The sequence below is a fragment of the Vibrio sp. JC009 genome, assembly GCF_029016485.1.
In the GTDB taxonomy this organism is placed as follows: Bacteria; Pseudomonadota; Gammaproteobacteria; order Enterobacterales; family Vibrionaceae; genus Vibrio.
On the sequence record NZ_CP092107.1, the window covers coordinates 1,632,597 to 1,655,164 of the forward strand.

General features: G+C 46.4%; 24 protein-coding genes. 19 read left to right on the forward strand and 5 right to left on the reverse strand.

The features are described from left to right. Positions 1-135: 135 nt before the first annotated feature. The 9 genes from L3Q72_RS22250 to L3Q72_RS22290 all read left to right on the forward strand — a co-directional run bounded on the left by L3Q72_RS22250 (position 136) and on the right by L3Q72_RS22290 (position 9,728). Positions 136-1,782: a sensor histidine kinase gene (locus tag L3Q72_RS22250; protein WP_275132749.1), complete on the forward strand. Its 1,647-nt coding sequence runs from the start codon at positions 136-138 to the stop codon at positions 1,780-1,782. Between the two features lie 289 nt (positions 1,783-2,071). Then, the gene (locus L3Q72_RS22255; protein WP_275132750.1) at positions 2,072-3,706 is read left to right on the forward strand and encodes a sensor histidine kinase; all 1,635 of its coding nucleotides are present in this window, start codon (positions 2,072-2,074) and stop codon (positions 3,704-3,706) included. Beyond that, the gene (locus tag L3Q72_RS22260; RefSeq protein WP_275133771.1) at positions 3,703-4,395 is read left to right on the forward strand and encodes a response regulator; all 693 of its coding nucleotides are present in this window, start codon (positions 3,703-3,705) and stop codon (positions 4,393-4,395) included. Before L3Q72_RS22255 ends, L3Q72_RS22260 begins: the two co-directional genes overlap by 4 nt. Before the next feature lie 240 nt (positions 4,396-4,635). Beyond that, positions 4,636-4,929: a citrate lyase acyl carrier protein gene (gene citD / locus L3Q72_RS22265; RefSeq protein WP_275132751.1), complete on the forward strand. Its 294-nt coding sequence runs from the start codon at positions 4,636-4,638 to the stop codon at positions 4,927-4,929. Continuing rightward, positions 4,929-5,804: a citrate (pro-3S)-lyase subunit beta gene (citE, locus tag L3Q72_RS22270; protein WP_275132752.1), complete on the forward strand. Its 876-nt coding sequence runs from the start codon at positions 4,929-4,931 to the stop codon at positions 5,802-5,804. The genes citD and citE overlap by 1 nt, the downstream gene beginning before the upstream one ends. Positions 5,805-5,876: 72 nt before the next feature. Next, entirely contained in the window at positions 5,877-7,346 is a 1,470-nt protein-coding gene (gene citF / locus L3Q72_RS22275; RefSeq protein ID WP_275133772.1) for a citrate lyase subunit alpha, read from the forward strand. Between the two features lie 3 nt (positions 7,347-7,349). Further along, positions 7,350-7,871 carry a citrate lyase holo-[acyl-carrier protein] synthase gene (citX, locus tag L3Q72_RS22280; RefSeq protein ID WP_275132753.1) on the forward strand — a complete coding sequence of 174 codons (522 nt, stop codon included), beginning with the start codon at positions 7,350-7,352 and terminating at the stop codon, positions 7,869-7,871. Next, positions 7,858-8,796: a triphosphoribosyl-dephospho-CoA synthase CitG gene (gene citG, locus L3Q72_RS22285; RefSeq protein ID WP_275132754.1), complete on the forward strand. Its 939-nt coding sequence runs from the start codon at positions 7,858-7,860 to the stop codon at positions 8,794-8,796. Before citX ends, citG begins: the two co-directional genes overlap by 14 nt. 149 nt (positions 8,797-8,945) lie before the next feature. After that, a complete protein-coding gene (locus L3Q72_RS22290; RefSeq protein ID WP_275132755.1) occupies positions 8,946-9,728 on the forward strand; it encodes a DUF5718 family protein in 783 nt (260 codons plus the stop codon). 76 nt (positions 9,729-9,804) lie between these two features. Here L3Q72_RS22290 and L3Q72_RS22295 read toward each other — a convergent pair whose 3' ends face one another. From L3Q72_RS22295 to L3Q72_RS22310, 4 genes are all read right to left on the reverse strand, one after another. Further along, a complete protein-coding gene (locus tag L3Q72_RS22295) occupies positions 9,805-10,080 on the reverse strand; it encodes a hypothetical protein (protein ID WP_275132756.1) in 276 nt (91 codons plus the stop codon). 485 nt (positions 10,081-10,565) lie between these two features. Next, positions 10,566-11,132: a hypothetical protein gene (locus L3Q72_RS22300; RefSeq protein WP_275132757.1), complete on the reverse strand. Its 567-nt coding sequence runs from the start codon at positions 11,130-11,132 to the stop codon at positions 10,566-10,568. A 192-nt stretch (positions 11,133-11,324) separates the two neighbouring features. Further along, entirely contained in the window at positions 11,325-11,951 is a 627-nt protein-coding gene (locus tag L3Q72_RS22305) for a hypothetical protein (protein WP_275132758.1), read from the reverse strand. 105 nt (positions 11,952-12,056) lie between these two features. Beyond that, positions 12,057-13,139 (reverse strand): permease, encoded by a 1,083-nt coding sequence (locus L3Q72_RS22310; protein ID WP_275132759.1) that lies wholly within the window; start codon positions 13,137-13,139, stop codon positions 12,057-12,059. 184 nt (positions 13,140-13,323) lie between these two features. On the opposite strand from L3Q72_RS22310, the gene L3Q72_RS22315 reads away from it, so the two are divergent. The 3 genes from L3Q72_RS22315 to L3Q72_RS22325 all read left to right on the forward strand — a co-directional run bounded on the left by L3Q72_RS22315 (position 13,324) and on the right by L3Q72_RS22325 (position 15,855). Beyond that, entirely contained in the window at positions 13,324-13,614 is a 291-nt protein-coding gene (locus L3Q72_RS22315; protein ID WP_275133773.1) for a metalloregulator ArsR/SmtB family transcription factor, read from the forward strand. A gap of 114 nt (positions 13,615-13,728) precedes the next feature. After that, a complete protein-coding gene (locus L3Q72_RS22320) occupies positions 13,729-14,220 on the forward strand; it encodes a hypothetical protein (RefSeq protein ID WP_275132760.1) in 492 nt (163 codons plus the stop codon). Between the two features lie 18 nt (positions 14,221-14,238). Continuing rightward, positions 14,239-15,855: an ABC transporter ATP-binding protein gene (locus tag L3Q72_RS22325; protein WP_275132761.1), complete on the forward strand. Its 1,617-nt coding sequence runs from the start codon at positions 14,239-14,241 to the stop codon at positions 15,853-15,855. A 145-nt stretch (positions 15,856-16,000) separates the two neighbouring features. Here L3Q72_RS22325 and L3Q72_RS22330 read toward each other — a convergent pair whose 3' ends face one another. After that, positions 16,001-16,606: a superoxide dismutase gene (locus L3Q72_RS22330; protein WP_275132762.1), complete on the reverse strand. Its 606-nt coding sequence runs from the start codon at positions 16,604-16,606 to the stop codon at positions 16,001-16,003. Positions 16,607-16,708: 102 nt separating this feature from the next. Here L3Q72_RS22330 and L3Q72_RS22335 point away from each other — a divergent pair, with 102 nt between their 5' ends. The 7 genes from L3Q72_RS22335 to sufE all read left to right on the forward strand — a co-directional run bounded on the left by L3Q72_RS22335 (position 16,709) and on the right by sufE (position 22,440). Then, complete coding sequence (locus L3Q72_RS22335) at positions 16,709-17,041, forward strand: YnfA family protein (protein WP_275133774.1); 333 nt, start codon at positions 16,709-16,711, stop codon at positions 17,039-17,041. Between the two features lie 88 nt (positions 17,042-17,129). After that, the gene (locus L3Q72_RS22340; protein ID WP_275132763.1) at positions 17,130-17,498 is read left to right on the forward strand and encodes an iron-sulfur cluster assembly accessory protein; all 369 of its coding nucleotides are present in this window, start codon (positions 17,130-17,132) and stop codon (positions 17,496-17,498) included. A gap of 2 nt (positions 17,499-17,500) precedes the next feature. Continuing rightward, complete coding sequence (gene sufB / locus L3Q72_RS22345; protein WP_275132764.1) at positions 17,501-18,964, forward strand: Fe-S cluster assembly protein SufB; 1,464 nt, start codon at positions 17,501-17,503, stop codon at positions 18,962-18,964. A gap of 4 nt (positions 18,965-18,968) precedes the next feature. Continuing rightward, complete coding sequence (sufC, locus tag L3Q72_RS22350; protein ID WP_275132765.1) at positions 18,969-19,712, forward strand: Fe-S cluster assembly ATPase SufC; 744 nt, start codon at positions 18,969-18,971, stop codon at positions 19,710-19,712. Continuing rightward, a complete protein-coding gene (gene sufD / locus L3Q72_RS22355) occupies positions 19,690-20,802 on the forward strand; it encodes a Fe-S cluster assembly protein SufD (RefSeq protein WP_275132766.1) in 1,113 nt (370 codons plus the stop codon). Before sufC ends, sufD begins: the two co-directional genes overlap by 23 nt. Then, a complete protein-coding gene (locus L3Q72_RS22360) occupies positions 20,802-22,034 on the forward strand; it encodes a SufS family cysteine desulfurase (protein WP_275132767.1) in 1,233 nt (410 codons plus the stop codon). Before sufD ends, L3Q72_RS22360 begins: the two co-directional genes overlap by 1 nt. Positions 22,035-22,038: 4 nt before the next feature. Beyond that, positions 22,039-22,440 (forward strand): cysteine desulfuration protein SufE, encoded by a 402-nt coding sequence (gene sufE, locus L3Q72_RS22365; RefSeq protein WP_275132768.1) that lies wholly within the window; start codon positions 22,039-22,041, stop codon positions 22,438-22,440. Positions 22,441-22,568: the final 128 nt, after the last annotated feature.

A 22,568-nucleotide genomic window follows, 5' to 3' on the forward strand; every position in this document is an offset into this window, starting at 1 on the left:
GTAAAGTCGTTTAAGGGATGAGTGAAAATAACAAATAATGATTCATACCTGCTGATAGCAAAATCTCTCTGAAGGGCTTTTGTTATCAGGTGTTTAAGGATAAACAATAAAAAATTAAAGGACGAGAACAGTATTATGGAGAATTCACTTCGTTTACTGGAAAAAGTGCAGAATAGTGTTTCTTTCAGAAACAAGATTTTCATTTTTATCCTGGTATCAATGGGACTTCAACTGGCTTTTATCGGCGCTAATTTTCGCAGCGCACTGCTTGATACACTGGAGCATCAGGTAGGCACCCGGGCTCTGGTTCAGGCTGAAGAAATTGCCAGTGACCCGTATCTGATAAAAGAGGTCGAGATCAATAATGTCCCGGCTATCGAAGAGATGATGAACCGCCTGCGTAAGATCTCTGACGCCAGTTTTATCGTGATTGGTGACAAAGAGGGCATCCGTTTATCTCACCCGGTAACAGAGCGAATCGGCCTGCCGATGAAAGGCCAGGATAACGACGGCGCGCTACAGCGTGGTGAATCTTATATCTCAATCAGCGAAGGCAGTCTTGGCTATTCTGTCCGGGGTAAAACGCCTATCTTAGATTCCAGCGGTAGTATCATAGGTGTGGTCTCTGTCGGCTATCTTATCGACCGCTTTGATGAATGGCTGCTCACCTATGCAACGCCTCTTTTGGCCGACTTTTCTATTATTCTGATCATCACTCTGGTGATTGGCTGGTTGTTCTCAACTCATATTAAAAGAAATATGAATGGTATGGAGCCGGCGGAAATCGCAATGGCTTTTCATATGCAAAAGTCCATTCTGAAGTCGGTATACGAAGGCCTTATCGCCATCGATAAGCAGGGCAAAATCCTGATCGTTAACAATACCGCCAGAGAGCTTATGGGGACGGATAAAAGTACCAGCGAAATGAAAAAGCGCAGTATTACCGACTTTATCAAGCAGACCCAGTTCTTCTTCCACACACCCTATGATGAAAATCTTAAAGACGAGATGATTTCCATCAATGGCACCACAATGATTGCCAACCGCGTGGCTATTTTTGACAAGGAATTGCTGGTGGGCTGGGTGGTGAGTTTCCGCAGAAAAGAGGATATCAGTTCTCTGACAGAAGAATTGACTCAGGTGAAGCAGTACACAGAAAACCTGCGTGTTATGCGCCATGAGCATGAAAACAAGCTTTCTACCATTTCTGGCTTAATTGAGATGGGCTTTAGCAACGCAGCACTGTCTCTGATCAACAACGAAAAGGACAGAAAGCAGGAAACCACGGATTTCATCAGCTCAAAAATTCAGTGCAAAGTGGTGGCCGGAATTTTGATAGGAAAGGCAACAAGAGCACGCAGCCTTGGCCTGGACCTTCAGTTCGATCCTAAGTGCCAGCTAAGTGATGAGCTGAACGAGAAGATTAACCCGGAAGAGCTTTCAGCCATCATAGGCAACCTGCTGGACAACGCCTTTGAGGCGACGCTGAACAATCCGGACAGCAACAAGCTCATTTCTCTGCTGATCTCCGATAAGGGCAAAGAGCTGGTTATTGAAGTCAAGGACAACGGCACAGGCATAGACCCGGCACTGGCCACCTCAATGTTCACCCGGGGCGTAACCAGCAAAGGCGACGACGAAAACAACGGTATCGGCCTGTACCTGATAAACCGCTACGTAAACAACGCCGGCGGCGTAATCATGGTAGACGACAACCGCCCGAAAGGCACAGTTTTCTCAATCTTCATCCCAAACAATATACCGGAGAAAGCTGAGGCATAATACCAATAACATTGCTGCCATTCCTGCCTTCCGCAGAAGTGGCAGCAACAAAATCATTGACGGTTCAATCCTAACCCCTAAGATAACCTGCAACCTGCAACCTGCAACCTGCAACCTGCAACCTGCAACCTGCAACCTGCAACCTGCAACCTGTAACCCCCCCCAATAAAATTCATTTAAACCACCAAATACTGTCCGGTTTAGTCACAAGCCTGACAGATAAAAGTGAAGCCCGTTATAAATAAAAATATAATCAAGGCCAATTTCATTAAGAAGTAAGAATGCGGACATGAATGAGCGATCATCAGACTGGATGGGACTAATAAAAACCGGCCTCTCTTTTCAGGGAAAGGTGTTTTTACTGATCCTCGGATTGATGACGCTTCAGCTTGGTTTTATGGGGCTCAATTTCCACCAGGCTTTAGAAGATACTCTGGAACACCAGGTTGGAACCCGCGCCTTAATACAGGCCCGTGAGATCGCCAGTGACCCTGAACTGATTCAGGAGGTGAAGGCCAGAAATGTCCCTGCAGTTGATGCGCTGATAAACCGGCTAACCAAAATTTCCGATGCCAGCTTTATTGTGATTGGTGACACTGAAGGGATCCGTTTATCTCACCCGAACAAAGAGAAAATCGGTTTCCAGATGCAGGGCGGGGATAATGCCGGAGCACTGGAGCGCGGTGAGTCCTACATCTCCATCAGAGAGGGAAGTCTGGGTTATGGCGTGAGAGGAAAAACCGCCATCTTTGATTTTGAAGGCAATATCATCGGCGTGGTTTCTGTGGGCTATCTGCTTAACCGTTTTGATCAGTGGCTTCTGTTTTACGCCAAACCAATGGCATACGATGTCATTATTTTGCTTCTGTTAACCCTTTTCGGCGCCTGGTTTTTTGCATCGCATATCAAAAACAAGATGAATGGTATGGAACCGGCGGAAATCGCAATGGCTTTGTACCTGCAAAATTCGATTCTGAAATCTGTCTACGAAGGCGTTATTGCCATTAATAAAGTGGGCAAAATACTGGCGGTAAACAACACCGCACTGGAGTTGATAGGAACCGATAGACCGGCTACGGAGCTAAAAGGCCGGAGCATCATAGAGTACTTAAATCAGACTGAGATCTTCTTTAAAACCCCCTTTGAAGAGAACCTGAAGGATGAGATTGTTTCCATCAATGGCAATATGATGATCGCTAACCGTGTTGCCATGTTTGATAAAGATCTGCTTATCGGCTGGGTGGTCAGTTTCCGGCGCAAGGATGACATTAACTCGCTTACCGCAGAGCTGACTCAGATAAAGCAATACACGGACAACCTGCGCGTGATGCGCCATGAGTATGCCAATAAGCTATCGACCATTTCCGGTCTGATAGAAATTGGCGACAGTGAATCGGCACTGGCACTGATCAACAGTGAGAACAGCAGAAAACAGCAGTTAATCGACTTTATCAGCTCAAGGATTCAATACCGGCAAATTGCCGGAATACTGCTTGGTAAATATTCCCGCGCAAGAGAGCTTGGAATCGATTTGCAGTTTGATCCAACCTGTCAGTTGGCTGCTCAGATAGAGAATATCGACCCTAATGAGCTGTCTGCTATCATCGGGAACCTGATTGACAATGCTTTTGAAGCGACACTGAAAAACGCCGAAAGCAGTAAAATTATTAGCGTATTGATTACCGATGCCAGTGATGAACTGGTTATTGAAATAGCCGATAACGGCTGTGGTATCGATCCGAAAATCGCAGACAAGATGTTTACCCGTGGCGTAACAAGTAAAAATAACAGTGAGGGTCACGGTATTGGTTTGTATCTGATTAATCAGTATGTCACCAATGCAGGCGGTGTTGTCATGGTTGATGACGCTGAACCAAAAGGCACCATTTTTTCAATTTTTATTCCAAAAGACGGTAATGCATAATGGAATCTATAGACGTTCTTATCGTAGAAGATGAAGCTGGTATCGCTGAATTGCATGCACAGTTCCTTAGGCAGACCATTCGCTTTAACCCAATAGGTATCGCATCTGATCTGCATATGGCCCGGACAATGATCAAGGTAAATAAGCCGGATCTGATCATTCTGGATAACTATTTGCCGGATGGGTATGGCATTGACCTGCTGCGTGAAATTGTGGCTGAGAAAAACAGTGACAAGGCCGATGTTATTCTGGTCACCGCATCCAGCGAGATTGAAACGGTAAAAGAGGCAATGCACTGCGGCTGTTTTGATTACATCTTAAAACCTGTGTCCTACGAACGGCTTAAAGATACATTAAACCGTTATCTGAAATACAAGAGTGCGCTTAATGCCTATGACAATATCAGCCAGCGCCATGTGGATGACTTGTTTAATATCCAGGCGAAGGAAAAAAACGCCAACACACTTCCTAAGGGGATTGGTGAACTGACTCTGGATAAGATAAAAGATGTGTTTATCGCAAATCAGGGCATCAAATTTACCGCAGAAACTCTGGGAGAAAGAGTCGGGATCAGTAAAACAACCGCGCGTCGTTATCTTGAATTTTGCTCTGCCAGCGGCTTTTTAACCGCTGAGAATGAGCACGGCAGAGTAGGTCGGCCAGAGCGTGTTTATGTAAAAGTTAACTGATCGGTTTATCCATACTCCTCCCCCTTATCAAAAGGGGGAGAGCCTGATAAACACTTAACGTTTTCCTATTTTACCTTCTAATTAAGTTCATTAAATTCATAAATGGTTTTTAGCCTGCAACGAAATATGATTGCTATCGCTAACGCCGCTCCCCCTAATAAAGACAATATCTCCAAGACGAATTGGTAACTTTCTTGCCCATCCGCCTCGAATCATTTTTTAAATTCACGAGGAGCGAACATGATAATTAGTCAGCGATCATACGCTGGGACGCTGGAATCCAGTGACTTACTGGTCGAGGTTATGCCTGCCGACGACAATAGCCTGGATATCGAAATAACAAGCTCAGTTGAGAAACAGTTTGCTGAGCTGATCAGAAATGTAGTGTCAGAGACATTAACAGAAATGGGAGTACAAGCTGCTTCTGTTGTCGTTAACGACAAGGGCGCACTGGACTGTGTAATCAAAGCACGTGTACAGGCGGCAGTAATGAGAGCTGCTGGTGTAAATGAGATGAACTGGAGCGACCTATAATGAGTAAATTACGCAGAAGTATGTTGTTTGTTCCGGGCTCAAATGCAGCCATGCTAAGCAACTCATTTATCTACACTCCAGACGCCATCATGTTTGATCTGGAAGACTCCGTTTCTATTCGTGAAAAAGACACAGCTCGCGCGCTGGTATTTAATGCTCTTCAGCACCCTCTGTATCAGGAAATGGAAACCGTTGTTCGTGTTAACGGCCTTGAAACTGAACATGGACCGCGTGATGTACGAGCGGTTGTTCGTGCCGGTGTCAGTTGTGTTCGTCTGGCAAAAACAGACAGCGCTCAGGATGTTCGTGATATGGAAGAACATATCGCAGCAGCTGAGAAAGAGTGTGGCCGCGAGCCGGGCAGCACAAAAATGCTGGCAGCGATTGAATCTGCTATGGGTATCAACAACGCTGTTGAAATCGCAACAGCGTCTGACCGCCTGATCGGTATCGCCCTGGGTGCGGAAGACTATGTTCGTGACCTGAGAACGGCAAGAACACCGGAAGGGACAGAGCTGCTGTTTGCCCGTTGCTCAATCCTTCAGGCTGCGCGCGCAGCTGGTATCATGGCATTTGATACGGTTTATTCCGATGCTAACAACGAAGAAGGCTTCCTAAAAGAAGCTGAACATATCAAGTCACTTGGTTTTGACGGCAAATCGCTTGTTAACCCTCGCCAGATTGAAATGATCCATAACGTATTTGCTCCTTCTCAGAAAGAAGTGGATTTTGCCAATGCAGTTATTGAAGCGGCAGAAGAGGCGGAAGCTCAGGGCTCAGGCGTAGCTTCTCTGAACGGCAAGATGGTGGATGCACCAATTATTGAACGCGCCCGCTGGACATTACAACGCGCAGAATCAGGTATTAAGGAGTAGGGCACCGTCATGACAAGCATCAAAAACGCGCTAAACCGCGAAATTCAAATCCCTGCAGATGGTCACAGCAACATGAGACCTTTCTCTGACGCTCATGAAATCACAGAGCATCTGCTGAACAAAGAAACTAAGCGCAGCCGCAAAATGTACCAATCGTTGCAGGAAGCGGTAGCAAACTCAGGCCTGAAAGACGGCATGACTATCTCTTTCCATCACTCATTCCGTGGCGGTGACAAGATCATCAACATGGCAATGGAAGTAATTGCAGATATGGGCTTTAAGAACCTGACTCTGGCTTCAAGTTCACTTTCAGCGATTCACGCACCGGTTGTTGAACACATCCGCAACGGCGTGGTAAGCAAGATTTACACTTCCGGTATCCGTGGTGAACTGGCTGAGCAGATCTCCCGTGGTCTGATGGAAGAGCCGGTACAGATTCACTCTCACGGTGGCCGTGTGCACCTGGTAAAAACCGGTGAGCTGCAAATCGATGTTGCTTTCATTGGTGTTGCGACTTCTGATGAGTTCGGTAATGCTAACGCAACAACGGGCCGTTCCCGCTGTGGTTCACTGGGCTACGCTATGGTGGATGCAGAGCACGCGAAAAACGTTATCGTTTTGACAGAAGAGATTGTTCCGTTCCCGAACACGCCTGCTTCAATTGCTCAGGATCAGGTTAACGCTGTGGTTAAAGTGGATGAGGTGGGTGACCCGTCTAAGATTGGCGGTGACGCTACCCGTCTGACTAAGAACCCTCGTGAACTGCTTATTGCCCGTAAAGCCGCAGAAGTGGTTGAACACTCTGGTTACTTCTATGACGGCTTCACTGTACAGACTGGCTCTGGCGGCGCTTCACTGGCAGTAACCCGCTTCCTTGAAGATAAGATGGTGAAGAAAAATGTAACCGCAAGCTTTGGTCTTGGCGGCATTACTTCAACCATGGTTGATATGCACGAAAAAGGTCTTATCAAGACTCTGCTTGATGTTCAGTCATTCGACTCATTTGCAGCGGACTCTCTGGCAAGAAACCCGAACCATATCGAGATTTCGGCTAACCAGTATGCGAACCCGTCATCAAAAGGTGCAGCGGTGGATCATCTGGATGTGGTTATCCTGAGTGCTCTGGAAATTGATACTAACTTCAACGTAAACGTTATTACCGGATCCGACGGTGTTATCCGTGGTGCATCTGGTGGTCACAGTGATACAGCGGCCTCTTCAAACCTGACAATTGTTGTTGCTCCACTGGTAAGAGGCCGCATCCCTACTGTTGTTGAATCTGTGCTTAACGTTGTTACTCCTGGTTCTCAGATTGACGTGCTGGTCACTGACCACGGCACAGCGGTTAACCCAGCCCGCGAAGATGTTCAGCAGCGTCTGACTGCAGCCGGTATCCCGCTAAGCAGCGTTGAAGAGTTGCAGCAAAAAGCGGAAATGCTGACAGGCAAACCAGCACCAATCGAGTATCTGGACAACGTTGTTGGCTATATTCGTTACCGTGACGGTTCAGTTATCGATGTAATCAAACAAGTTAAGGAGTAAGACTTGTACTCCGGGCCTAAAGTTACGCTTAATCAGGTTTTAGCCAGTCGTGAAAGACGGGCTAACCGCCAGAAGGAGTGGGTTGAAGCCCACTCGCTTCCTCTGATCAGCTTTACCATCAATATGATGGGCGAAGTAAAGCGAAATGAGATTTCTCGCGTCGCTTTTGATCAGGGCTATCAGACAATACTGGATGTGTGCCGTATTCAGGACATCCCTGTGGTAGGAATCGAAAAGTTCAGCAGTGATACCGGTGTTGAGTTATTGATTGCAGCCGGGAAGAAGGATGCTGAATATGTTAAACGCGCCATGGTCAGTATTGAGGATGAGCACCCTTTAGGCCGCTTATTTGACATTGATGTACTGGACGATAATTGCATAGCTGTCTCCAGGGATAACCTGGAGCTGCCACGGCGTAAATGCCTGGTATGTGATAACGAGGCTAAGGTGTGCGCGCGAAGCCGTGCTCATCAGTTATCTGAGCTGAAAGACAAGATGAGCGAGATGATCCATGATTTCAAGTAATTCTATCCGCTGGTTGCTGGATGACTGCAAGCTTTATGACTCTTCTGCCAGTGGCAAACTGGAGCTGAATATTGTTGAGCTGGCGGGAAACCTGGCTTATCACGCCATGATGCTTGAGGCGCACTTAACGCCTAAAGCAGGCTTAGTGGATTGCGTTTCAACCGGCTCTCACCGGGACATGGATATCAACACTTTTATTGCAAGCTCAGATGCACTGCGTCCTTATATGAAGCAGTTTGTCCGTGCCGGGTATGAGATGGAGACACTTCCTTCCGGTGAACTTCTGCCAAAGCTTCGCCGTGTTGGCATAGAAGCTGAGCGGGCCATGTTTGCTGCCACCAATGGCGTAAACACACATAAAGGCATGGTGTTCACTCTGGGCCTTATCTGTGGCGCGGTCGGCTGGCTTTACAAAAAAGGCATTGCCTATGATGCCAAAAATATCCGCTCAGTGATTATGGCGTGCTGCTCTGAACTGGTCTCTGACGATTTAACTGATTCGAAAAAAGCGCCGGTAACCGCGGGTGAAAGGCTTTACAAAACCTACGGTATGACAGGGATCCGTGGAGAAGCGGCCAGCGGTTATCCGACCATTTTTGATTACGGTCTTCCTGTGTATGAAGGCTGTGTGGCAGACGGCTACTCAGAAGAGCAGGCGATGTCACAGACACTGCTTTCGCTGATGGCAAATAACAGTGACACCAATCTGGTGAGCAGAGGCGGGATTGAAGGTCTGGCTTTTGTACAGCAGCAGTCAAAAACCTTGCTGGAACAGACTCACAGCACCAGCAGTGACTTTGAAAAATCTATCCAGAAACTGGATAAAGAACTGATTAACCTGAATTTAAGTCCGGGTGGCAGCGCAGATCTGCTTGCTGCGACCTGGTTACTGGCACAGCTGAATATCTGTGCAAAATCGAATTAAGAACGATATGAACTTTTCCCTCCTTGAGTTCATCTTGTTCTTGATAAGCCCTAAAAAGATCTGTATTAACAACCAGACATTTAAGTTCCATAAAACTCTCGTATCGTTTCCCTGCATATGCAGGGACTTTTTTTTATTTGAGGTAAAGCATGTCTAATTACATTTGTATCGGAATTATCGGTAACTATTTTGGTCACCTGAGCGGCGCAGAGAATGTTGAAGAGCATCCTTTGCCAAACGGCATCTTTGTGATACACCGTGAGCACGAGGAGACGCTGACAACAGGTCTTGAAGCCAAATACCCTCAGGCTGGCACTAATGTGGATATCGAACCTGAGTTTGTGATCCGCTTTAATGTCAGTTACGAAGACGGCAAAGTGTCAGCGCTTCAGGCCAGGCAGATGACCATAGGCAACGACTATACCATTCGTAAGCTGGATGGCTCTGATAAGATTTCACAGCGTAAAGCTTGGGGTGAAAAATCCAAGGGCATAAACCGTATCTGGTGGGACATGAAAGAGTTCACACCTGAGAACTATGGTGAATCGTTGAAGCTGGTTTCTTACATCGAAAGGGAAGGTGAGTTCTTCTGTGCCACTCCTTTGGTTGATTGTACCCAGACCAAGGTATTCCACTCCGAGCTGGAAGAGTGGATCATTGACCGTATTAATAATCAGGAAGCCGAGGGCATGTATGAAGAGATCCTGCCTTCACTTGCCAAGCAGGGATATCCGCAGGAGCTGATTCTTTATACCGGTGCGCCAAACTACTCGCAGTGGGGTGAGGATAACTTTGTGCTTCGCGGAGATAAGGTTCATATTGCGGCCTACCACTCTGAAAAGTGGAGTGATGAGCAGGTGCAAAGGCTGTTTAAAGACAATCACAAAGTGAACAATGATGAAATTATGTGCTTCTCTCAGGAAGTGATCTAACCGCAAAAAAAAAGGGCAATGGTAAGCACACCATTGCCCGGTTCCAAGGGGCGACCTTGCTATCGCCCAAAAATCCCTACAAGCACAATTCAGCGGGCACAACCTGAACGCTTTCATCAATTTCAAGCTGAGTCTGATAACCGGAGCTATGCTCTTCACAAAGTGGAACAACAAATAAAGTATCCAGCGAGTGACCACGATGCTTAACCAGAACACCATGGTCATGCTTTTTGGTGCAGTTAGCTTCACTGCAGTAGCAATATTCCTGCTTAGAAAAATGTTTCCAGTATTTCAGCCAGTGCTCTCTGGCTTCTTTAGTAACGCTTTCATCGGATATGTTGGTTACAATCATCTTTACTATCTCTTGGCTCTGCTATGGAACGGAAACCATTGTATTTTTGTTGCTCCGGGAAATATTTGAGGTGTGACTCAGCTATTTGTGACATTAAAGTATTTAAGTGGTTTTAATGGTGGAAAGGGGGGGAGGCTAAGGTTGCAGGTTGCAGGCTGCGGATTATTGTGGGCTATGGGGCTGACTCTTATACACAAGTTTAAGGAGCCAAAGAATGCTCCTCCCCTTAGCCTCGAAAGGCCGGATTTTCGAAGAAGTAACATCGAAGGGGAGGTTGGGAGGGGTTGTTTACCATGGGTTTAAGTTTGGTGGTTTAACCATGCATGGCATAACCAACCCCCTCTAACTCCCCCTTCTGTTAGCTTTATCAACCAGTTAGGCTCTTTCACTAAAGGGGGAGAACCGTTCTCTGGTCACTTTAATATTTGTGTATAAGAGTCAGGGCTATGGGGTTATGGGGGCCCCCGCTTTCGCGGGGGTGTGGGTTAGTTGGTTTCGGTGGTTTGTTTTACTATGTCTTTCAGTTCCTGTTTTTTTAGCATTCTTAGCAGGCGTTTTAGCTCTATTACGTTGGCTTTGTCGTAGTGCTGGAATACGGAATCTTCGGTGCATAGCCAGTCACAGTCGGAAATGATCATTCTGTATTCGTCGGTGTTGCCGCTGTAGAACATAAAGTACAGGTAGGCCTTCTGGCTGGCATCGGGCACTTTGCCTATTGGTTTTTTGTGGATATTGGTTCGTTTGTAGTCCCTGGCTTCCACTTCCCACTCAAGATAAGTATCAAGCATAGAGATGTACTTCGCTGCATTGGATTCACCGAATGAGACAAGATTGTCTTTTGCGTAGGTGGAGCCTTCTCCAACAAGTAAAATCGTAGCTTCTTTTTCAGACTCAGAAATGCCAACGACAGTTGGTTGTGGATAGTACTTCATTGTCTTTTCACTAAACTCATCGAATTGCAATGTAGTTTCCAACGGCATCTGTGATTGTTTAGAAGAGCAGGCGGCGAGAAGAATAACTAATGTGGTGAGTGCGATTTTTACAAAATTCATAAAAACCTCCGTGTCAGATGGTTTATCAGAATGTCCGTATATATATCAAAAGGCTAGGTTATAGTCGGTTGGGTGGCAATCGTATTTTTGAGAATTTTGTCGATTAATTCGCGGTTTTGACTGCTGGCGGGACAGGCGTGATAAATGCCCGGCTATACCGGTCTGAGTAACCGGTATAGCTTAAAGCTAAGGTCAGGAATTAGCTTGTGTTGTCATCATCAGAAAACCACAGAATGCGGCGTTGTTTACGGCTAATGATTCATCAACCACTCCGCGCATCTCAATGATTTGCTTGCGGTATTCGGTGTAAAACTCATAAGTCGGTGCCGGTTTGTATTCCAGGTTTGGCAGTTCAAAATAGCGGATAACGTTTTTTGCTGTGGTTGGTTTTACAAATACCTCGTCCAGTGGCGCATAGTAGTTAGGAATAATGGTCATTAGCGACCACTTCGCCAGTTTCGCCGGGCGCAGCAGATCCAGCATGATGTTAAAGCCGTACTCCTGATCGCCGTGCAGCATATCTTTTAGCGCATAGGCGTAACTTTCTCTTTCATGGTGAGGCATTCCTTTCACCCAGTCACGCAGTCTTGGTTTTTCAAACATGGATACCATGGAAGCGCGGCTGATCACCTTGACCATGTTCTCGGCAACCAGTTGCGGGTTGGAAAAGGACTCAGGTGAGAAACACTCCTGCGCCATGGTGATCATTTGCGGCATCCGGTGCTTTTTACCGATTTTCGCTATTTCAGGATTAGAAAACCCGCCGGGGTACTGTGACAGAAAATCATGCTGCGCTGCATCCAGTCTTGATCTGTTCATTGTGACTCCTTGGAATTTATTCTTGTCCGTAAATTGTGCTAAAGAACGGCGAAGACATAAAGTGCTTTTTTGTTGATTGGGTGATACCGGATTTTATTCCTTCTCTTAGCCAAAAATAAAGCTATACATAAAGCCTGCACCGATCGCCATAGTCAGAATCACAGTAACAAAAGCGATGATCATCTGATTCTTAAAAATAGATTTGAGCAAAATCACTTCTGCAAGACTCGCACCGGCACTGCCGATAATCAGCGCCATTACAGAGCCTAACGCCATCCCTTTTTTGATTAGCGCAGCACTTAGCGGGATCACTGCTTCTGCCCGGATATAAAGCGGAATACCAATTACAGCTGCAACGGGAATTGCGTACCATTTCCCTTCACCGGCAAAAGAGGCAATCAGATCTGTCGGAACAAAGCCGTAGATAAATGAGCCGATACCAACACCCAGCATCAGATACGGGAAAACCTGCTTAAAATCTTTCCAGGTAGACTGCCAGATGCGCATCCAGCGACCCGGTTCTTTATCTGCCGCTGCAGTAATTGTTGCAGTGCCGTCTGCCGAACAGCATGAAACGGCTACCTGCGGCTTTGCTTCTTCCTCGCAGCATGAGTCTGTTTTGGCTGCCACAGGAGCTGTTACGCCGCATGATGATCCGGAGCATGATGAAACTTCAGCTTTTTCAGGTTTGCTTACCCCGCAACTACCTCCACAGCCGGAAGTTTGCGCAACCTCATACGCTTCCGGTTTTACGTAGCGCTCAAATCCCAGTTTTTCCAGAACATATCCTGCAGTTACTGAAACAACCATGGCTACCGAAAAGTAAAACAGAGCAACTTTCCAGCCAAATGTGGCAACAAACAGGCCGATGATCACCGGGTTCAGCAGAGGGCTACCGAACAGGAAAACCATCATGGGACCAAAGCCAGCCCGTGCGCGTAATAATCCCTTCAGAAAAGGAATGGTGGAGCATGAGCAGAACGGAGTAATGGCACCGAGGAAGGCGGCGATAATGTAACCTTTACCGTTACGCGAGCTCAGGATTGACTGGATTTTTTCCGGTGTCAGAAACTCTTGTAACACGCCAACCAGATAGCTGATAACCAGAAAAAGAACGATCAGTTCGCTCGCGAGCAGGGTGAACATATCCAGTGCTTCTCTGCCCATATTCATAAATTCGTGGTTCATGGGACCTCCTGTAAGTTAAATTCTGTGTCTGGATCGATTTCTATATTTCGAAGATTCTCGAATTATAGAAATAAAAACCTGGTCGTCAAGAGATATTTCGATAAATATCGAAATTAGGATGACTTTCAATTTTGCTCTGACTGTTTTATATTTCGACAAGTTTCGAAAAGTGAGGTAGATGGCTGTGGAGATTCAAGAGGTCGCAAAGGCCCTGAAAGAGCTGGGACACCCGACCCGGTTGTTGATTTATAAAAGTGTCGTAAAAGCAGGTTTTCAGGGAATTGCTGTGGGAAAAGTTCAGGAGCAACTGGGCATACCGGGCTCTACACTTTCACACCATATCGCCAGCCTGGCATCAGCGGGATTGATTTCTCAGCGCAGAGAGGGCAGAACGCTGTTCTGTGTGGCCGAATATCAGTGCCTGGAGAGTGTTATCGGCTTTCTGAAGGATGAATGCTGTATTGATGAGTGCTAGCTGTTTTTACCACCCTATTGCGCCAACAAATAAATTTGATAGTGGTTATCATTTGCATCCGTAAGTGAGTTTCATTTACTATACCCCTTTTGAAAGGCGCAGGTAGCAGTAGAAATGAAAATCGAACAGTGCTGGTCACATTACTTAAAGGCAGAAGAGCTCACTCAACAAGGCCATTGGCCTGAAGCTCACCACCTGTACAATAAAGTTCTGATTCACCTTCCGGATCATATTCAGTCTGCTGTTACATGCGACTCAACGAAGCCGTGTCAGCTGTTATGTATGCTGGACGGGTTTCGCAACGCCTCCATCAATCAGTCAGAGATTTTGAATAACCTAGGTCAGGGGGATGAAGCATTTGCACTTCTGAATCAGGCATATTGCTATATACAGTTTCTGGCACTGGAATCAAATGTATTATTAAAAGCAATTAAGCCGAGTTTATATAGACATGGAGAAGAGTTGTTCAGATATATAACCGCTTTTTGCACTGCTCAGCGCTCAGCAACCTGGATGCTCGAACTGGAGAACATTCAGAAGGCACATAACCATTTTTATCAATTGCAACATCAACATGTTTTTGAGCAACCGGAAAGGCTCAATTAATTTCATGGGTTTATTTTCATGTCACCAATATTAACCGTTAACAACCTGTCCGTTTCGTTTTCAACAAACGATGGTCAGGTGGATGCAGTAAAAAACGTTAACTTTGACCTAAAAAAGGGTGAGACCCTAGCCATTGTAGGTGAGTCAGGCTCAGGTAAGTCTGTTTCAACCAGCGCAGTTATGCGTTTGCTGCCCCCAAATGCAATTGTGTCTGAAAACGCTGAAGTTAATTTTCAGGATACTTCTTTGCTTGAACTGTCAGAAAAAGAGATGCGCGATTTTCGCGGCAACCGCATGGGCATGATTTTTCAGGAGCCGATGACATCGCTTAACCCATATATGCGTGTTGGTATTCAGGTGGCAGAGGCCCTTCAGTGCCACAAAAAAGTGACCATGAAGCAGGCGAAAGAGCGAGTTCTGGAACTGTTTAATCTGGTACACCTTCCTGAGCCGGAGCAGACATACAAGAAATTCTCGCATGAATTCTCCGGTGGTCAGCTTCAGCGAATCATGATCGCAATGGCACTGATGAACGAACCAGACATTCTTGTGGCAGATGAACCAACAACTGCGCTTGATGTGACCGTTCAGGGTGAAGTACTTAACCTGATTAAAGAGATTCAGGACAAAATGGGTATGGCCATTCTGTTCATTACGCATGACCTTGGTGTGGTTAAGCACTTTGCCGACCGCGTTATCGTTATGTGTAAAGGTGATGTGGTTGAAGAAGGTGAGACGCAGCAGCTATTCTCTGCACCGAATCACGAATACACCAAGATGCTGATCAACTCTGTACCTAAGGGTGCAAAAGATCCGGAAATCACCACGGACCAGCAACTGATATCTGCAGAAGATATCCGCGTTCAGTTCCTGGTAAAACCTGCTTTTCTTGGCCGTAAGAGTGTTTACTTCGAAGCGGTCAAAGGTATCTCTCTGAACCTGAAACAAGGCGAAACTCTGGGTATCGTAGGTGAGTCGGGTTCAGGTAAATCGACTCTGGGTCGTGCGCTAATCGGCCTGCTTCCGTCTACTGGTACGATTCACTTTAAGGGACAGAATCTGGGCGAGCTTTCTGAAAAAGAGAGACATGCTCTGAAAAAAGATGTGCAGATGGTATTCCAGGATCCGTATGGTTCTCTTTCTCCAAGAATGACTGCCGGTGAGATTATTACCGAGGGCCTTACAGTGCATCAACCGCACCTGACAAAAGCGGAAAGAATGCAAAGAGCTCGTGTTGCTCTGGAAGAAGTAAGACTGGATCCACACTCCATCAACCGTTATCCACATGAGTTTTCTGGAGGTCAGAGACAGCGTATCGCTATTGCTCGTGCTCTTATTCTGGAACCGTCATTTATCCTGCTGGATGAGCCAACATCAGCTCTGGACCGTTCAGTTCAGCTTACGGTTATCGACCTTCTGAAAGATATTCAGAAGAAACACCAGATTGGCTTCCTGTTTATCAGTCACGACCTGAGTGTGGTAAAAGCTCTGTCTGACCGGGTAATTGTAATGCAGAAAGGTGAAGTGATGGAGGAAGGAACTGCGGATGAGATCTTCCACAATCCAAAACATGACTACACCAAGAAACTGATTGACGCCTCGTTTGACCTGGAAGAGTATGACGAAATAGCGTAATGCTCTTATCTCGGTTACCCAATTATAAGTGGCTGCCATCTATCAGCCACTTTCAGGTATCCGATTACCGGGTTTAATGCTGTTACCTAAATCGGGCTTTTCGACAGTGCAACTTCCAGATTACCTTAGCGGAAGCCATGGCAACTTATAGTGTTGCTGCGTAGTACTCCTCCACTGCTTTCCAGTTCACTATATTCCACCATGCATTGATGTAGTCAGGACGTCGGTTTTGATAGCTGATGTAATAGGCGTGTTCCCAGACATCCAGTGCTAGAACAGGTTGTCCCTGTTCCTGCGCGACATCCATCAGCGGGTTGTCCTGATTGCTGGTGGATGTGATTTTCAACTTTCCATCCTGAACGATTAGCCATGTAAAGCCTGAACCAAAGGTGTTGATTGCAGCCTGGCTGAATTCTTCTTTGAACACTTCCAGACTGCCAAATGTTTTTTCAATCTCCTGTGCCAGTTTACCACTTGGTGCAGGTTGAGCATCCGGCGCTATGCAGTTCCAGTAAAGGATATGGTTATAGTATCCGCCGCCGTTATTGCGTATTGCCGGAGAGTGATTTGAAACAGAAGCGAAGATTTCTTCAAGGGACTGGTTCTCAAGATCACTGTCGGCGATTGCAGCGATAAACTTATCAAAGTAAGTTCTGTGGTGTTTGCTGTAATGAATCTCCATCGTTTTTGCATCGATGTAAGGTTCAAGCGCATCGTAGCTATATGGTAATTCGGGGAATTGATGAGGCATGACTTTTCTCCTTGTTGTTTTATTTTTCAATACAAATGATAATAATTACCATCCTCAATGTGAAGAAAAAGATATAAAAATTTTAATGGAGAAAATATGAGTTTGCCGGAGTTAAAAACATTCGGGCTTTTCCTTGTTACAGCGATCGCTGAGATTGTAGGTTGCTACCTGCCTTACCTGTGGCTGAAAGAGGGTAAAACAGTATGGTTGCTGATACCTGCAGCAATTAGTCTGGCCATGTTTGCATGGCTGTTGAGCCTTCACCCTACAGCCGCTGGACGGGTATATGCGGCCTATGGCGGTGTATATATTTTTGTGGCCATTATCTGGTTATGGCTGGTGGATGGAATCCGTCCTACGGTCTGGGATATGGTCGGCGTATTCGTTGCACTGACGGGTATGGCGATTATTATGTTTGGCCCTCGCCAGACGTAATATCAATAAGCCCTTTTTTTGTGTGGTTGAAGTTTGAATGAGAATGCCTATCATTCCTCGTTGGCACTTTTAATTAAGGAATGTGGTGATGGATAGTCATAAATCGGAAGCCGAAGAATTTTCCATTCATGAAATACAGTGGCAGGGTTTGACCCTGACACAGGCTGCGGCTGACAGAATTCAGGAAATATGCAAAGACCAGAAATACTTTTTTCTCGGGGTAAAAGTCTCCGGGTGTACTGGCTTTGCGTATGACATAAAACTAATTGACCAGCCTGAAAAAGACGATCTTGAATTTGAATCCCACAATGTACGCTTTTACTCCTCTCTTAGCGCGATGCCTATGATTGACGGTACGGAAATCGATTTTATAAAAGAAGGTCTCAATCAGATGTTTGTCTACAAAAACCCCAATGTGAAAAACGAGTGTGGGTGCGGCGAGAGCTTTGGAGTTTAAATATGTCAGCGGTAGAAATCCAACCTGAAGTGGAAGAAGTACTTCAGGCAAGCGGCTACAAAGAAGGCTTCTTTACCGATCTCAATAGCGACACACTCTCTGTCGGACTGAGTGAAGATGTTGTAAGAGCTATTTCGGCGAAACGTAACGAGCCGGAATGGATGCTTGAATTTCGTCTGGATGCATTCCGCAAGTGGCAGAAGATAGAAGAGCCTCACTGGCTAAAAGCGGACTATCCAGAGCTGGATTATCAGAGTTACAGTTACTACTCAGCACCGAGTTGCGCCAAGTGTGATGTGGGCTCAACGGATGATGGCTCCAATGAGTTTCTTACCAGTGAGGTGGAAAAGGCCTTTGATCAGTTAGGCGTACCTGTAAGGGAAGGGGCTGAAGTTGCAGTAGATGCGATCTTTGACTCGGTTTCCGTAACCACCACTTATCGCAAGGAACTGAGCGAGCTTGGTATTATTTTCTGCTCTTTTAGCGAAGCGATTCAGGAATACCCGGAGCTGGTACAAAAATACCTGGGTACAGTGGTTCCGGCAGATGATAACTTCTTTGCCGCACTGAATGCAGCGGTGGCGTCGGACGGAACTTTTGTATATGTACCACCGGGTGTCCGTTGTCCAAGAGAGCTCTCAACTTACTTTCGAATCAACCAGGCTAAGACAGGCCAGTTTGAGCGTACCATCCTGGTTGCCGATGAAGATGCTTACGTCAGCTATATCGAAGGCTGCTCAGCACCGGTACGAGACTCTTACCAGCTACATGCAGCCGTGGTAGAAGTTATCGTGCATAAAAACGCTGAAGTGAAATATTCCACGGTACAGAACTGGTTCTCAGGCGAAAAGGGAACGCAGGGCGGTATTCTGAACTTTGTGACTAAGCGGGCACTGTGTGAGGGTGATTACAGCAAGATGTCCTGGACTCAGTCTGAAACCGGATCTGCGATTACCTGGAAATACCCGAGCGTAATTCTTAAGGGTGATTACTCAGTAGGTGAGTTCTTCTCAGTGGCGCTGACCAGTGGCTCTCAGCAGGCTGATACCGGGACTAAGATGATTCATTTCGGTAAGAACACCCGTTCCACTATTATTTCCAAAGGTATTTCAGCCGGGCGCAGTGAGAACAGCTACCGGGGGCTGGTTAAGGTACTTCCGAATGCAGAAGGTGCCCGTAACTTTACTCAGTGTGATTCCATGCTTATCGGAGCTGAATGTGGTGCTCACACCTTCCCGACGGTTGATGTAAGAAACCCGACCGTTCAGGTGGAGCATGAGGCAACGACTTCGAGAATCGGAGAGGACCAGCTGTTTTATTGTGTGCAGCGCGGCATCAGCGAAGATGACGCCATCTCAATGATAGTTAACGGTTTTTGCAAAGATGTATTTTCAGAATTACCACTAGAGTTCGCAGTTGAAGCACAAAAGCTACTGTCAATCAGTCTCGAACATAGTGTGGGGTAAACAAATGTTAGAAATTAAAGACTTACACGTAAGTATAGAAGACAACGAGATAATCCGAGGCATTGACCTGACGGTAAAGCCGGGTGAAGTTCACGCTATTATGGGGCCGAACGGTTCTGGAAAAAGTACGCTTTCGGCAACGCTGGCCGGAAAAGACGACTATGAAGTTGATCAGGGAGAAATCTTTTTTAACGGTAAAGATCTTATCGAACTTGACCCGGAAGAGCGTGCTGGTGAAGGTGTTTTTCTTGCGTTCCAGTATCCGGTTGAAATTCCCGGTGTCAGCAACAAGCTGTTTCTGAAAACGGCACTAAACGGTATTCGTCAGTACAGAGGCGAGACGGAAATTGACCGTTTTGATTTTGAAGATCTTCTGGAAGAGAAAGCTGAACTTCTGAAAATGCCTTCTGATCTGCTTTCACGCTCGGTAAATGAAGGTTTCTCCGGGGGAGAAAAAAAGCGTAACGATATATTGCAAATGGCGGTGTTATCACCGGATCTATGCATTCTGGATGAAACGGATTCAGGCCTGGATATCGATGCTCTGAAAGCGGTATCTGACGGTGTAAATGCTCTGCGCAACGGTAAACGTTCATTCATTCTGGTGACTCATTATCAGAGAATCCTAGACTACATTAAGCCCGATTATGTTCATGTTTTGTACAAGGGAAAGATCGTGAAATCTGGTGACCACACTTTAGCAAACGAACTTGAGGAGAAGGGTTATGGGTGGATTACTGGCGAGTAATGAGTCTATCGAAAACTTTTCTTACGAAGGTCTGAGTATAGGTTTTGATTGCTACCGTCTGGTCTTTTTTGACGGAAAATTCAGTGTTCGCCTGTCCGACTGGATTCGCGAGGCTAAGATTACGTCCCTGGACGCAATGGGAGGATTGGATAAGGCAGAACAGCCGGATTCCGAGCCGTTACCTGAAGCTGTTTTACCAAAAGCTCTGACGCAATCAGATTGCGATACGGGTGGCGTTTATATCGAAATTAAGCCGGGAAGCGCACTAAGTAAGCCGATTTACCTGTTTCACTTAAATACTGGCGGGGAAGAGCAGGATGCTTATTACTATCGTCACCATATTGAGCTAGGAAAGAACAGCTCCTGTGAAATTATTGAGCACCATGTTTCACTAAATCAGATAGAAAGTGTCAGCCACTCCCGCTTAACGGCTAATGTGGGTGATAATGCACACTTATATCACAGCAAGATTATACAAGAAGGCGTTGGTCAGCAGCACGTAGGGCACAACGATATTCTGGTTCAGCGTGATGCTACAGCCACCTCTACAGTGGTTATATTTGATGGTGAAAAGATTAATCATCAGACCAGCAGTTGCCTGTGTCAGCCAAATGGTTATCTGGAAATGAATAGTCTGGCACTACCGCGTCAGGAGCAGGTTTTTAATAGCTGTACCTATTTAAAGCACAAGGCGGATCACTGCCCGAGCAAGCAGACGCATAAAGTCATTGCCAGTGATAAGAGCTCTGCTGTGTTTGACGGCATGATTTATGTTGAACCTGAAGCATTAAAAACCGATGGTCAGATGGATAATCACAACCTTATTTTGGGTAACCAGGCTCAGGTAAACAGTAACCCACAGTTAGAGATTTATGCGGACGATGTTAAATGCAGCCACGGTGCGACCACAGGTCAGCTTGATAAAGATCAGATTGGCTATCTTCGTGCACGGGGCATAAAGAAGGCCAAGGCTAAGCAGATGATTACCTTTGCGTTTGCCGCAGAGGTGGCCCAGACTATTCGCAATGAGTCTATCCGTGATTATATTCAGAAACGTATTCGCCTTATTCTTGAAGAGGTAGCGCGTTAATGACACTTGGTTTGCCTGTTGAAAGCCTTTGGCGGAGTGACTTTCCGGTTCTGGCTGAGAAAGTCCATGACAAGCCTCTGGTTTATCTGGATAGTGCTGCAACCGCTCAGACACCCCAGTTTGTGACAGACCGAATGGTACGTTTCTATCAAAAGGAATATGCCACTGTTCACCGTGGAGTGCACTACCTCAGTTCAAAAGCAACGGATGATATGGAACAGGTGCGTTCTCTGGCGGCCAGCTTTCTGGGCGCTCCAGACAGAAACAATATTCTTTTTACTAAAGGTACCACGGAAGCTATCAATTTGGTTGCGAGCAGTTTTCTAAAGCCACGGGTAAAACCGGGTGATGAGATTATCGTTACCGAAATGGAGCATCATGCCAATCTGGTTCCCTGGCAGCTTCTGGCACAGGAGATGTCGCTTAAGATAAAAGTCTGGCCGGTAACCCAGACGGGCGAACTGGATGCTGAAGATCTGAGAGCGCTTCTCGGGCCAAAGACCAGCTTGCTGGCGGTTACCCATATCTCCAATGTGCTCGGAACCGTGAATCCCATTGAATCCTTCATTGAACTGGCGTATCAGCATAAAGTGCCTGTCCTCATAGACGGCGCACAGGCGGTGATGCACCAGTCTGTGGATGTAAGCCGGCTGGATTGTGATTTCTATGCGTTCTCTGCTCATAAACTCTACGGGCCGACAGGGATTGGTGTTTTGTATGCAAAGTCAGAGCATCTTGAAGGTATGATCCCCTGGGAAGGGGGCGGAGCCATGATAGACAAGGTTGAACTTCCTTATGGGACCACCTTTGGTGATGCCCCCTGGCGCTTTGAGGCCGGAACACCGAACATCGCTGGTATTCTTGGAATGGGAGCCGCTATCGAGTATGTCAGGAGAGCCGGATTAAGTGAAATTCACAAGCATGAGCAGGATGTGTTGAATTACGCGCTTTCCAGGCTTGGTGAAATAGCTGGACTGGAAGTATACGGGAGCCCGGAAGAAAGAGCAGGAGTGCTCTCTTTTAACCTTGGGAAGCACCATGCCTACGATGTAGGTTCATTTCTGGACCGGTACGGGATTGCAATCCGGACCGGGCATCATTGCGCTATGCCGCTGATTAGCAGAATGAGGCAGACAGCGGTCTGTCGAGCTTCAGTGGGTATGTACACAGACTCAGCGGATATTGATGCGTTGGTTAATGGCCTGTCACGGGTCAGTCGTTTATTAGGATAGTTAAATGACACCGGAAAAATTACTTAAAAACTTTTGTCGCTGTTCTGACTGGGAAGAGCGCTATCTGTACCTGATAGAGCTTGGCGAAAAACTACCCGAGTTTCCTGCGGAAAAACGTTCAGATGCTTATCTGGCCAAAGGATGTCAGAGCCAGGTCTGGCTGGATGTTACCCAGGACAGCAACTCAGGGAGAATCGAATTTCAGGCCACAAGTGATGCCGCTATTGTGCAGGGCTTACTGGCACTGCTCAGGGTTGCCTATCAGGATCGCACTCCAGAAGAGATTCAGGCGTTTGATATCGAAGCCTGGTTTGAGGCGCTTCAACTTAAAGATCACCTGACTCCCACCCGGACTCAAGGACTGGAAGCTATTGTTTCCACAGTACGGACCCGCTTCGCGAAATAACTCACAGGGATAATGCAAGTATTAACAAATTTGCATTTATGAGGTCTGTTGTGATAATAATTATCATTACCAATAAAGGGCTCGCTGCATAAATGCAGTACAGAAACTAAAGCCTGTTTAACAATTCA

What these genes read in the sequence shown, in the direction of transcription:
- L3Q72_RS22255 (WP_275132750.1), top strand. Translation starts at nt 2,072, where the DNA reads ATGAATGAGCGATCATCAGACTGGATGGGACTAATAAAAACCGGCCTC.
- L3Q72_RS22330 (WP_275132762.1), bottom strand. Translation starts at nt 16,606, where the DNA reads ATGCCTCATCAATTCCCCGAATTACCATATAGCTACGATGCGCTTGAA.
- L3Q72_RS22295 (WP_275132756.1), bottom strand. Translation starts at nt 10,080, where the DNA reads ATGATTGTAACCAACATATCCGATGAAAGCGTTACTAAAGAAGCCAGA.
- L3Q72_RS22250 (WP_275132749.1), top strand. Translation starts at nt 136, where the DNA reads ATGGAGAATTCACTTCGTTTACTGGAAAAAGTGCAGAATAGTGTTTCT.
- sufE (WP_275132768.1), top strand. Translation starts at nt 22,039, where the DNA reads ATGACACCGGAAAAATTACTTAAAAACTTTTGTCGCTGTTCTGACTGG.
- L3Q72_RS22360 (WP_275132767.1), top strand. Translation starts at nt 20,802, where the DNA reads ATGACACTTGGTTTGCCTGTTGAAAGCCTTTGGCGGAGTGACTTTCCG.
- citD (WP_275132751.1), top strand. Translation starts at nt 4,636, where the DNA reads ATGATAATTAGTCAGCGATCATACGCTGGGACGCTGGAATCCAGTGAC.
- sufD (WP_275132766.1), top strand. Translation starts at nt 19,690, where the DNA reads ATGGGTGGATTACTGGCGAGTAATGAGTCTATCGAAAACTTTTCTTAC.
- L3Q72_RS22310 (WP_275132759.1), bottom strand. Translation starts at nt 13,139, where the DNA reads ATGAACCACGAATTTATGAATATGGGCAGAGAAGCACTGGATATGTTC.
- citG (WP_275132754.1), top strand. Translation starts at nt 7,858, where the DNA reads ATGATTTCAAGTAATTCTATCCGCTGGTTGCTGGATGACTGCAAGCTT.
- sufB (WP_275132764.1), top strand. Translation starts at nt 17,501, where the DNA reads ATGTCAGCGGTAGAAATCCAACCTGAAGTGGAAGAAGTACTTCAGGCA.
- L3Q72_RS22340 (WP_275132763.1), top strand. Translation starts at nt 17,130, where the DNA reads ATGGATAGTCATAAATCGGAAGCCGAAGAATTTTCCATTCATGAAATA.
- sufC (WP_275132765.1), top strand. Translation starts at nt 18,969, where the DNA reads ATGTTAGAAATTAAAGACTTACACGTAAGTATAGAAGACAACGAGATA.
- citF (WP_275133772.1), top strand. Translation starts at nt 5,877, where the DNA reads ATGAGACCTTTCTCTGACGCTCATGAAATCACAGAGCATCTGCTGAAC.
- L3Q72_RS22320 (WP_275132760.1), top strand. Translation starts at nt 13,729, where the DNA reads ATGAAAATCGAACAGTGCTGGTCACATTACTTAAAGGCAGAAGAGCTC.
- L3Q72_RS22290 (WP_275132755.1), top strand. Translation starts at nt 8,946, where the DNA reads ATGTCTAATTACATTTGTATCGGAATTATCGGTAACTATTTTGGTCAC.
- L3Q72_RS22325 (WP_275132761.1), top strand. Translation starts at nt 14,239, where the DNA reads ATGTCACCAATATTAACCGTTAACAACCTGTCCGTTTCGTTTTCAACA.
- citE (WP_275132752.1), top strand. Translation starts at nt 4,929, where the DNA reads ATGAGTAAATTACGCAGAAGTATGTTGTTTGTTCCGGGCTCAAATGCA.
- L3Q72_RS22305 (WP_275132758.1), bottom strand. Translation starts at nt 11,951, where the DNA reads ATGAACAGATCAAGACTGGATGCAGCGCAGCATGATTTTCTGTCACAG.
- L3Q72_RS22300 (WP_275132757.1), bottom strand. Translation starts at nt 11,132, where the DNA reads ATGAATTTTGTAAAAATCGCACTCACCACATTAGTTATTCTTCTCGCC.